Genomic DNA, 10,503 nt, shown 5'->3' with positions numbered 1-10,503 from the left:
GTGCGCCGGGCGCTCGCCGAGGCCTGCGCCAATGCCGCCGAGGCGCCCCGCACCCTGGTGGTGGCTCTGGCCCAGGACCAGGCCGAGATCGCGGGCCTCGTGCTCGCCCGCTCGCCGGTCCTGTCGGATGCCGATCTCGTCGACTGCGCCGCCGTCGGCGACGAATCCGGCCGGATCGCCATCGCCAACCGGCCCACCCTTTCGCCCATGTTGTGCGGGGCACTCTCCGAGATCGCCGGCGCGACGGCGTTGCGGGCGCTCGCCGCCAATCCCGGCGCGCAGATCACCCGCAACAGCCTGATGCGGATCGTCGACCGCCACGGCGACGACGCCGCGTTGCGCGAGGCCCTGCTCGCCCGGGCCGACCTGCCGGTCGATGTGCGCCAGGCGGTGACCGCGCGCCTCGCCAGCACGCTCTCGGCCTTCGTCACCGGCTGCGGCTGGCTCTCGGCCGAGCGCAGCGAGCGGGTCACCCGGGAGGCGCGGGAACGCACGACGCTCGGCCTCGCCGAGGGCTCGGACCGCACCGACCTCGCCCGCCTCGTCGCCTATCTGCGCCAGGCCGGCCAGCTCACCCCGGGCCTGATCCTGCGGGCGATGCTCTCGGGCCGGATGGCCTTCACCGAGGCGGCGCTGACCGACCTCTCGGGCTTGGCGGCCGCGCGGGTCGCCGGGCTGCTGCACGATCCCCGCGGCAGCGGCATGGCGGCGCTCTATCGCCGGGCCGGCCTGCCGCCCGCCCTCGAACCCGCCTTCGCGGCGGCGATGTCGGCCTGGCACGAGGAGGCGACGGGCCTGCGCGAGAGCGGCACCGCCGGCCTGTCGCGCCGGATGATCGAGCGCGCCGTGACGGCCTGCGAGCGCCTGCCCTTCGCGGAGGCGCACGCCATCGTCGCCCTGCTCAACCGCTTCGATGCCGAGGCGGCGCGGGAGGAGGCGCGGGGCCTCGCCCGTGCGCTCGCGAGCGAGGCCGCGGTCGATGCGGTGCTGGAGACGATCCCCGCCGCCCTGATGGAGAGCTACCGTCAGGACCGCCCGCGGCTCGCCGCCTGAGCGACCGCCCTGCGGTCGGCACAGAGCACCGCGGCGGCGAGGTAGCCGGCGAGAGACATCGTCACGGTGTCGGGATGGATCGGCGGGATGAAATGGGCGGTGACGCTCATCGAAGCCTCGCGAATCAAGATCGGACGAAGATTACGATGCGCCGCGCCCGGGCCGCAACCCGGGCGCGGCAAACGTCGTCGTGTCGAGAGCGGGATGACGACGGCGGCGCCGATCGTGGGACGCCGCCGGGACTTGGTCAGGCCGGCATCGCCTCGGCCCCGGTCCGGGGCGCCAGGGCGGCGAACAGGAGCGCGTCCTCGTCCGGCTCGGCGTTCGGGGTCGTCAGCAGGGTGTCGCCGGCAAAGATCGAGTTCGCGCCGGCGAGGAAGCACAGGATCTGCGCCTCGCGCCCGAGCTGCGCACGGCCCGCCGACAGCCGGACGATCGAGGCCGGCAGGACGAGGCGCGCCGTCGCCACCATGCGCACGAGGTCGAGGGGATCGATGCGCGGGCGCCGGGCGAGCGGCGTCCCCTCCACCGGCACCAGGGCGTTGATCGGTACGCTCTCGGGATGGGGCGTCATCCCGGCGAGCACCCGCAGCAGGCCGGCCCGGTCCGTGACCGCCTCGCCCATGCCGACGATACCGCCGCAGCACAGGCCGATTCCCGCCTCCCGCACCGTCGCCAGGGTGTCGAGCCGGTCCTGGTAGGTGCGGGTGGTGATGATCCGGTCGTAGAAGTCGGGGCCGGTATCGAGGTTGTGGTTGTAGGCGGTGAGCCCGGCCTCGGCGAGCCGCGCCGCCTGGTGGGCCTTCAGCATGCCGAGGGTGACGCAGGCCTCCAGGCCGAGCGCCCGGACGCCCTCGACCATCGCGACCACGGCGTCGAATTCCGCGCCGTCGCGCACCTGGCGCCAGGCCGCCCCCATGCAGAAGCGATCGGCCCCCGCCGCCTTGGCCCGGGCCGCCTGGGCCAGGACGACGGCGGGGTCCATCAGCCGGTCGCGGGTCAGGTCGACCCCGCGGTGATGGGCCGATTGCGGGCAATAGGCGCAATCCTCCGGGCAGCCGCCGGTCTTCACCGACAGGAGGCTCGCCCGCTGGATCCGGTTGGGGTCGTGGCGGCGGCGGTGGACGGCGTTGGCGCGGCCGACGAGCTCCAGGAGCGGCAGGTCGTGGAGCGCCACGATCTCGTCGGTGCGCCAGTCGTGCCGGATCGCCCCGTCCTCGGGAGTGCCGGTCGTCGCACTCATCGGGCGAGGGTCCGGCGCAGGCCCGGCAGGACCGAGAACCCGGCGGCGACGAGGCCGACCTTGACGAGGTCGCCGAGGAGGAAGGGCAGGAGGCCCAGCGCGACGACCCGGTCGGCCGGCACGAACAGCGCCAGCCAGGCGAGGCCGAGGGCGTAGATCACCGCGAGGCCGGCCAGCATGGCGGCGATCCGCCCGACGAGGCCGCGCCCGGTGCTCAACGCCCCGGTCAGCCCGGCCGCGACGAGATAGCCCGCGAGGTAGCCGCCGGTCGGCCCGGCCATGTAGGCGAGCCCGATCCCGCGCTCGGGCGTGCCGGAGAAGACCGGCAGGCCGACGGCACCCGCCGCGAGGTAGCCGAGCATCGTCGCGACGGCGAGGCGCGGCCCCAGCCCCACGGCCAGCGCCATGATGGCGAGGGTGTGCAGCGTCATCGGCACCGGCCAGAACGGGATCTGAACCTTCGCCGCGAGCGTGACGAGCAGCACGCCGGCGACGACGACGGCGAGGGTGCGGGCGACGCGCAGGGGCGCGACGCCGACGGCGAGGGCACTCATCGGGATCTCCATTTCATAGATAATTTTCGTGTCGAGACGACGCGAGAGATCCACAGCCGCGATTCAAACGCAATATCGACTTCGGATAATAGATAATTACCGATCAGCCGCCGTGGCGGTTCGCTGCCGGGGCGGGCCGGTTCCCGACCCATTGGACGTGCCGGCCCAGCACGGCCGCCGCCGTGTCGATATCGCCGGCCCGCAGGGCGACCAGGATCGCCCGATGGTCGCGGTCGGTCGGCGCCTCCCATTCGGCGCGCCAGCCGGCGAACAGGAAACGGGCGCTGGCGGCCTGGAGGTCGTCGATCGTCTTCAGCAGGCGCGGCATGCCGCAGGGCGCGAGGAGGAGGCGGTGGAAGGCGCGGTTGGCCTCTTCCCAGGCCTGGACGTCGCCCCCGGCCCGGTCACCGGCCCGGGTCGCGGCCTCGGCCCGGTCGAGGATCGCCGGGGTGAGGTGCGGGGCGGCGTGGCGCAGGGCCAGCACTTCGAGGGCGGCGCGCATCTCGGCCACCTCGCGCACCTCGTCGGGGCTGAAGCCGGCGACGCGCACGCCGCGGCGCGGCTCGCTCGCCACCAGCCCTTGCGCTTCGAGGCGCCGGAAGGCCTCCCTGACCGGGACGTGGCTGGCGCCGAATTCCTCTGCGATCGCGTCCTGCCGCAGGCGCGACCCCGCCGCCAGGCCTCCGGAGATGATGCGCTCGGCCAGGGCCCGGCTGATCCGCACGGCGATCGGTTCGTCTTTGGCTGTCGTCATGGAATTATCGATAATCGAGCATGGACCCCACGTCACCCGGGCCATGGCCCGCGAGGCCGGGGCATGCGAACCTCTGCCGTCGGGGAATCAGCGAGGCCGACGATGAGCGATGGCTGGAACGAGTCCGCCGCCGCCTGGATCGCCGATATGGGCGAGACGGGTGATTTCGGCCGCGCCTGCGTGCTCGATGCCCCGATGCTCGACCGCCTCCGGGGACGGGGCTTTCGCCGGGCGCTCGATGTCGGCTGCGGCGAGGGCCGCTTCTGCCGCCGGATGCAGGAACTCGGGATCGCCAGCGTCGGGATCGACCCGACCGACGCCCTGCTGCGCCGGGCCCGCGACCGCGATCCCGCCGGCACCTACCTCCCGGGCCGCGCCGAGGCCTTGCCCTTCGCCGACGGGGCCTTCGATCTCGTGGTGAGCTACCTGACGCTGATCGACATCCCTGACATTCGCGCGGCGATCCCCGAGATGGCCCGGATGCTCGCCCCCGGCGGGACTCTCCTGATCGCCAACCTCAACAGCTTCGCGACCGCCGGCCGCTGGACCGAGGATTCCGACGGCGACCGGCGCTTCCGGATCGACCGCTACCTGGAGGAGCGGGCGGAATGGGCGGAGTGGCACGGCATCCGCGTCCACAACTGGCACCGGCCGCTCTCGCTCTCCATGGGTCTCCTGTTGGGGGAGGGACTGGTCCTGCGGCACTTCGACGAGCCGATGCCGCAAGGCGGCGATCCGGCGAAGGTCGCCCGCTACATGCGCGTGCCGTGGTTCCTGATGATGGAGTGGGAGAAGCCGGCACGCTGATCTCGGTCGCTCCGCCTCGTCGAGCGTCACCGTCCGGCAGGCGCGGCACCACATTCATCCTGCTTGCCCGCGGATGGGTCCATATTCTAAAGACCGAACGTCAAATATAGCACTCGACGGTGCGCCCTATTGTCGGCAATCCGATGTGCGCAACGCTCGGCCGTCGCTCGTGTCTTGCCTTGATGCGAGTCGACGAGCTTGCCGGGCGACGAACGGACAAGTTTGGCGGCCGATTGCTCACCTCTGATCCCCTGCCCGGGCCGGCGGGCGCGTCGATCGCATGTCGCCTCCCGACTTCCACGCATCCGACCGGGGCCACCAGGCCGGCCTTAGAGCGACGGCGATCCCGAACGGATCGCCGGATCCCGGGCCGCGTCTCAATGAGAGGCGGCCCGGTGCGCCTCGTGGGCGATGCGCCGCAGGGGGCGTGCCTCGCTGTCGAGGACCGGTGCCAGGCCGATCTGGCGGGCGAGCTGAACCAGATCCTTCAACCGGCCGGTCTTGGTCTTGCGCCGCAGGTTGAGCCGGTGGGTCTCGACGGTGCGGACGCTGACCGTGAGGCGGCGGGCCACCTCCTTGTTGCTGAAGCCGGCGCTGAGGAAGCGCAGCACCTCGGCCTCCCGGGGGGTGAGACCCAGGCTCTCGGCGTCCATCGCCTCCGAGGCCGGCACCTCCGGCTCGCCCGCGTGCAGCGGCAGGCCGCGGGCGAGCGCCAGGATCGCCGCGCAGATCTCGCGCGCGGGGGCGCAGCGGGCCACGAAGGCATCGGCCCCCGAGGCCGCGAACCGGCCGATCTCCGCCGCGTCGGCGGCCTGGAACGCCACCAGGATCCGGGCCTGCGGGGCCCGCTCGCGTAGCGCCGCCACCGCCGCCGGGCCGACCTCCGGCGCGAAGGCCAGGACGATGCAGGGCGCATCCGCCTCCGCCAGCTCCTCCTCGCCGATGGTCCGCAGGGCCGGGTCGTGCTCCAGCGTCGCCCGGAAGGCGGCGCCCAGATCCGACGGCTCGTTGATCATCAGAACCTTGACGGCGTCACTCATGCCGCTTGCCTCCGTTCCAGCGCGATACAGGCGCGGTGTCCATGCCGGAGACTGTTCAAGCGGCGTTCCACCCGGGCCGGGACGGGCCGCGTTCGGGCGGGCGAGCGGCGTCGGGACGCCGCCGCCGAGGGGAAGAGTGCCTAGGTAGACCGACTCCGCGGCAGGATGTCGCGATTGGAGGGGTTCGGAGCGTCGGCGACCGGTCCGGCAGGGGCCGCCGCGCCGCCCCGGTTTGGAACGTCGGCCTCGGTACTTTCCCGCATTGGATCAGGGCGGGCCGGCACGGCGCCGCCGGCCGTCACAGAACCTTTTCCAGGAACAGGCTGGCCGGCAGCGCCCGGTACGGGGGAAACGGGTCGCGAGGTGCGAAGCCCGCCCGGCGGTAGAGCCTTCGGGCCTCGACGTTGCGGGTCCCGACTTCGAGCACGACGATCCGGGCGCCGAGCCGGCGCGCCTCGGTCTCGGCCTCCCGCACCAGGGCGGATCCGACGCCGGCCCCGCGAGCGGCGGCGCTCACGATCAGGCGCTTCAGCTCGATCGTGCCCCCGCCGCGCGCGATCAGGGCGCAGAGGCCGACCGCCTCGCCGGCGATGCGCGAGACGAGGAGGCGGGTGCCCGGGACGGCCAGGCTTTCAGGTGCGATGGGGCGATGCTCTCCGGCCGGATAGAGGCGTGCCCCCACGCTGCCCGCCTCCGACAGGAGGGCCGATACCTCGGCTTGCAGGGGCGTCTCGACGCCGATCGTAACGGGTGCGGCCATGCGGGCAGCATAGCGCGAACGACGCGTCACCCTGAGCGACATTCTCGCAAGCGGTCGCCGGCTCGGCGCGGCGACAAAGGGAGCAAAGACAAACTCGGCAGGGTTGCGCCGTGCAGTTCCGCCGAGGGTGAGCGATCCCGGACCGGGGCCCGTCGCAGGGTCGGGCCCGCACAGCGGCCGGCCGGGGCGCCGCCGGCTCTCGGGCGCGCCGCCTCCCGGCCGGACCGGTTGCGCGGGGCGTTACCCCGCCCGCGCCAGGATCAGGTCGGTGGCGGCCGAGACGACCCGGTTGCGGCCGGTGGTCTTGGCCTCGTAGAGCGCGATGTCGGCGCGCTTGAGCAGGCCGCCGATCGTCTCGCCCTCCGACCAGGTGCTGACGCCGAAGCTCGCGGTGATCTGCACCGGGCCGCGCTGGCCCTTGAAGCGCAGCTGCGTGCAGCGCAGCCGCAGCCGCCCCGCGGCGGCCTCGGCCTCCTCCAGGGTCCGGCCGGGGAGGGCGAGGGCGAATTCCTCGCCGCCGAGGCGCCCGGCGAGGCCGCCGGCCTCCGTCAAAAGTTCCTGGGCGACGCCGCGGATCACCGTATCGCCGACATCGTGGCCGTGCTGGTCGTTGACCGACTTGAACTGGTCGATATCGGCCAGGATCATCGAGATCCGCCCGTGGGCGCCGGCCCGGTCCGCCGCCTCGCCGGCCCGCTGCAGGAAGGCGCGCCGGTTGAGGAGCCCCGTCAGGGAATCGGTTTCGGCGAGGCGGATCAGCTCCCGCTGCATCCCGGTCATCCGCTCGGCGGCGCGCAGGCGGGCATAGAGCTCCTCCGGGCTCGGCGGCTTGTCGATGAAGTCGTCCGAGCCGCTGTCGAGCGCCTCCGCCAGGTTGCGGGCGTTGCGGGCCGACGACATGGTGATGATGTAGAGCGGGCGATGGGCATCCGCGAGCAGCCGGGCCGACCAGCACAGTTCGAGGCCGCCGATCGGCCGCACCTCGAGGCTGGTGATCAGGGCGGTCACCGATGCGTTGTCGGTGACGAAGTCCAGCGCCTCGCGCGAATCCGTGAAGGTGTCCACGGTGTGGCCGCGCGGCGTCAGGAGCCCGCTGATGACCTTGAGCACGACCCGGCTCGGATCGACGACGACGATGTGCATGACGCCCCCGGGCAGGAGGAAAGGCCCCCGCATCCCGCGAAAAGGTTGCGCCCGAAGGTTTAACGTCGCCTCAAGGCGGCCCGCACAATCGTGGAGCTTACGGTGACGCAGCGCCACGCCCCGTCGACGACGGCCACGGCTCCGTCCTCGCCCCCGGTCACGCCGGACGGGCGCTACATCGTGGTGCGCGGGCAGCTGTGGCGGCGCAGCGATCCGGGCCTCGCGCCGGTGGAGCGCGAGGCCCTGGTGGCCGCCCTGATGCGGGCCCGCCGGGCGGTGCGCGACGCCAAGGCGGAGGGCGGTGCGGCGCTCGCCGAGGCGCGCGCCGCGGTCGATGCCGCCAAGCACGGCCTCGGGGAGCGCGGCCCCCCGTGGTGGACCGACGGGACGCCGGACTACAACCGGCACCTCGCCCGCAACACGCCCTATGCGGCGTGGTTCGCCGCGATCGAGGAGGAGGCAGGCGAGGGGTAGGGCGCCCTCAATCGACGATGCCCAGCGCGCGCATGCGCCCGATCGTCTCCATCAGCCGCGGACCGGTATCCGTGCGCAGCACCTCCTCGGTGAGCAGGAAGGCCGGACCGCTGATGTTGAGGGCGAACTGGCCGCGCCCGCCAGGGGCCTGGATCGGTGCCGCGACGGCATTGATGTCCTGGTGCCAGATGCCGATTCCGACGCAGAATCCGTGCGTGGCGATCTCGTCGGCGCAGCGCCGGTAGGTCTCGTCCAGGCGGGCGCCGTCGGCGCCGTCGCGACGCAGGCGGAGCATCAGGGCCGCCCGTTCCGTCTCGTCGAGGCTCGACAGCGTCGCCATGCCCATGGCGCTGCGGGCGAGCGGCAGACGGTAGCCGACCTCGCTCGACAAGACGATGCGCTGGCCCTGGCCCCGCCAGAGCTGGACGTAGACGCTGGACAGCCCGTCGAGCAGCCCCAGCGCCACGTGGGCCTGCACCGCGGTGGCGAGGTCCTGCAGGAACGGCTTCACCATCTGCGGGAAGGAGTTCTGGCGCAGGAAGGCCGAGCTGAGCGCCAGGACCGCGGGACCCAGCCCGTACCGTTCGCCCTCCGAATCGTGGACGAGGTAGCCCAGCGACAGGAGCGTATGGGTCAGGCGCGAGACCGTGGGCTTGGGCAGGCCGGTGCGGGACGCGATCTCGCGGTTGCCCAGCATCTCGGCGGCGTCCCGGAAGGCGCGCAGCACCTGAAGGCCGCGGGCCAGCGCGGTGACGAACTGGCGATCGCCGTCCTCGGGCTCCGCCGCCTCCTCCTTCACGATATCCACCGCGGCGTGCTTGACCGAAGGGTCCTCGACCAGGGAATCCTTGGCCGCCGCGTCATTGGCCGGCGCGTCCTTGGCCACACCGCCCTTGGCCACACCGTCCTTGGCCGCGCCCCGGGTGACCGTGCCGGCGCGCGCCGCCATCGCCTGTGCCATGCTGCCGCCTCCCTCTCGCCCCGGGGCTTGTCGGCGCGCCCCGGATTGCAGCCTAGGGTGACCGGCGGACACCGAATCGGCAACCTGTTTCGCGATGCGGATCGACATTTCGCGACTTGACCGGTCCGAGACGGGGAGGCAGTGTCGTGACGACAAGGGGGCATCGACCCCCGGGCGACGCCGAACACGGCGCGTCACCAAGAATATCCGGAACGCCATTCCAGGAGGACGCCTTGGTCAAGACCCTCGCGCGCATCACGGCCGCCGGCCTCATGGCCCTGGCGGCCTCGACCGCGCTCGCCGCGCCGATGAATCTGAAGATCGCCTTCGTCGATCCGCTCTCCGGCGGCGGCGCCAGCACCGGCGAGGCCGGGCTGAAGACCTTCCAGTTCATGGCCGACCAGCTCAACGCCAAGAACCCGGACCTGAAGCTCGAGGTGATGGGCTACGACAACAAGCTCAACCCGCAGGAAAGCATCGTCCAGCTTCAGAAGGCGATCGATTCCGGCGCCCGCGTGGTGGTGCAGGGCAACGGCTCCTCGGTCGGTGCCGCGCTGATCGATTTCGTCGGCAAATACAACGACCGCAATCCCGGCAAGGAGATCCTGTATCTCAACTACGCCGCGGTCGATCCGGCTCTGACCAATGCCAAGTGCAATTACTGGCACTTCCGGTTCGACGCCAATTCCGACATCAAGATGCAGGCCCTGACCAACTACATCAAGGGCAAGCCGGAGATCAAAAAAGTCTATCTGATCAACCAGGATTACTCGCACGGCCAGGCGGTGCGCGCCGCCGCCCGGGCGATGCTGAAGGAGAAGCGGCCCGACATCCAGATCGTCGGCGATGAGGTGGCGCCGCTGCAGAAGGTCAACGACTTCTCGCCCTACATCGCCAAGATCAAGGCCTCGGGCGCCGACACCGTGATCACCGGCAACTGGGCGCAGGACATGGCGCTGCTGCTCAAGGCCGCCGGCGATGCCGGGCTCCAGGCCAAGTTCTACACCTATTACGGCGGCGGCGCCGGCGGTCCGACCGCGATCAAGCAGGCGAACCTGCCCGACCACGTCTACCAGATCTCCGAGGGCTATCCCAACATCGACTCGAAGGCCGGCCACGACTTCGAGACCGCCTTCCGCGCCAAGACGGGCCAGGAACTGACCTACCCGCGGGTCGTCAACCTGATGAACATCCTCGCCAAGGCGACGCTCGCGGCGAAGTCGACCGACCCGAAGGCCGTCGCCAAGGCGATGGACGCCATCCACAACGACACGCTCTACGGCAAGGACAGCTTCATGCGTCCGGACGATCACCAGATCTTCCAGCCGATCTACATCTCGCGCTTCGGGCCGGTCGACACCAAGACGGTCCTCGACAGCGAGAATACCGGCTGGGGCTGGACCGGCGACGGCGTGGTCGAGGCGAAGGACACCATCCTCCCGACCACCTGCAAGATGGACCGGCCGAGCTGAGGCGGGGAGGGCGGCGTCTCAAGAGAATGGGGTGCCGCTTCACGCGTTGCGAACGATCCGAGCTGAACGGCCCTTTCCCGGACGACTGCAGCGAAGCGGAATGAGATCCGGGATCCAGCGCAAGAAGTGCCGCGAAGCGGCTCTATCTTTGCAACGTTGCAGACAAACGGACGCTTCGCGAATTTTAACGCTGGATCCCGGATCTCCTTCCGCTGACGCTGCAGTCGTCCGGGAAAGGGGCG

12 protein-coding genes are annotated in these 10,503 nt (G+C 71.6%); 4 read left to right on the top strand and 8 right to left on the bottom strand.

The features are described 5' to 3' along the window. On the top strand, nt 1-1,053 hold a 1,053-nt coding region (locus QR78_RS22370; RefSeq protein WP_048429792.1), incomplete at its 5' end, for a DUF2336 domain-containing protein. Here QR78_RS22370 and QR78_RS35065 read toward each other — a convergent pair. From QR78_RS35065 to QR78_RS22355, 4 genes are all read right to left on the bottom strand, one after another. Further along, complete coding sequence (locus QR78_RS35065) at nt 1,026-1,163, bottom strand: hypothetical protein (RefSeq protein WP_158004066.1); 138 nt, start codon at nt 1,161-1,163, stop codon at nt 1,026-1,028. The genes QR78_RS22370 and QR78_RS35065 overlap by 28 nt on opposite strands. 137 nt (nt 1,164-1,300) lie before the next feature. Next, nucleotides 1,301-2,296: a biotin synthase BioB gene (bioB, locus tag QR78_RS22365; protein ID WP_048429791.1), complete on the bottom strand. Its 996-nt coding sequence runs from the start codon at nt 2,294-2,296 to the stop codon at nt 1,301-1,303. Next, the gene (locus QR78_RS22360) at nt 2,293-2,850 is read right to left on the bottom strand and encodes a biotin transporter BioY (protein WP_082171781.1); all 558 of its coding nucleotides are present in this window, start codon (nt 2,848-2,850) and stop codon (nt 2,293-2,295) included. The genes bioB and QR78_RS22360 overlap by 4 nt, the downstream gene beginning before the upstream one ends. 103 nt (nt 2,851-2,953) lie before the next feature. Next, nucleotides 2,954-3,604 (bottom strand): GntR family transcriptional regulator, encoded by a 651-nt coding sequence (locus tag QR78_RS22355; protein WP_048429789.1) that lies wholly within the window; start codon nt 3,602-3,604, stop codon nt 2,954-2,956. Nucleotides 3,605-3,706: 102 nt separating this feature from the next. On the opposite strand from QR78_RS22355, the gene QR78_RS22350 reads away from it, so the two are divergent. Next, nucleotides 3,707-4,411, top strand: a complete 705-nt coding sequence (locus tag QR78_RS22350) for a class I SAM-dependent methyltransferase (RefSeq protein ID WP_048429788.1) — start codon at nt 3,707-3,709, stop codon at nt 4,409-4,411. A 377-nt stretch (nt 4,412-4,788) separates the two neighbouring features. Here QR78_RS22350 and QR78_RS22345 read toward each other — a convergent pair whose 3' ends face one another. The 3 genes from QR78_RS22345 to QR78_RS22335 all read right to left on the bottom strand — a co-directional run bounded on the left by QR78_RS22345 (nt 4,789) and on the right by QR78_RS22335 (nt 7,354). After that, entirely contained in the window at nt 4,789-5,451 is a 663-nt protein-coding gene (locus QR78_RS22345; RefSeq protein ID WP_048429787.1) for a LuxR C-terminal-related transcriptional regulator, read from the bottom strand. 298 nt (nt 5,452-5,749) lie between these two features. Next, on the bottom strand, nt 5,750-6,211 hold the full coding sequence (locus tag QR78_RS22340; RefSeq protein ID WP_048429786.1) for a GNAT family N-acetyltransferase: 462 nt from the start codon (nt 6,209-6,211) through the stop codon (nt 5,750-5,752). 240 nt (nt 6,212-6,451) lie between these two features. After that, on the bottom strand, nt 6,452-7,354 hold the full coding sequence (locus tag QR78_RS22335) for a GGDEF domain-containing response regulator (protein ID WP_048429785.1): 903 nt from the start codon (nt 7,352-7,354) through the stop codon (nt 6,452-6,454). 102 nt (nt 7,355-7,456) lie between these two features. Here QR78_RS22335 and QR78_RS22330 point away from each other — a divergent pair, with 102 nt between their 5' ends. Next, nucleotides 7,457-7,828, top strand: coding sequence for a hypothetical protein (locus QR78_RS22330; protein ID WP_048429784.1), 372 nt, complete (start codon nt 7,457-7,459; stop codon nt 7,826-7,828). Nucleotides 7,829-7,835: 7 nt separating this feature from the next. Here QR78_RS22330 and QR78_RS22325 read toward each other — a convergent pair whose 3' ends face one another. Beyond that, the gene (locus QR78_RS22325; protein ID WP_244276584.1) at nt 7,836-8,789 is read right to left on the bottom strand and encodes an IclR family transcriptional regulator; all 954 of its coding nucleotides are present in this window, start codon (nt 8,787-8,789) and stop codon (nt 7,836-7,838) included. 272 nt (nt 8,790-9,061) lie between these two features. Between QR78_RS22325 and QR78_RS22320 the strand changes: the two genes are divergently transcribed. After that, nucleotides 9,062-10,261, top strand: a complete 1,200-nt coding sequence (locus QR78_RS22320; protein ID WP_048429793.1) for a branched-chain amino acid ABC transporter substrate-binding protein — start codon at nt 9,062-9,064, stop codon at nt 10,259-10,261. Nucleotides 10,262-10,503: the final 242 nt, after the last annotated feature.

Origin of the sequence: Methylobacterium indicum (assembly GCF_001043895.1) — a bacterium.
Classification (GTDB): Bacteria; Pseudomonadota; Alphaproteobacteria; order Rhizobiales; family Beijerinckiaceae; genus Methylobacterium; species Methylobacterium indicum.
Note: the sequence above shows the minus strand (reverse complement) of the source record. Positions and strands in the feature narration are given on the sequence as shown.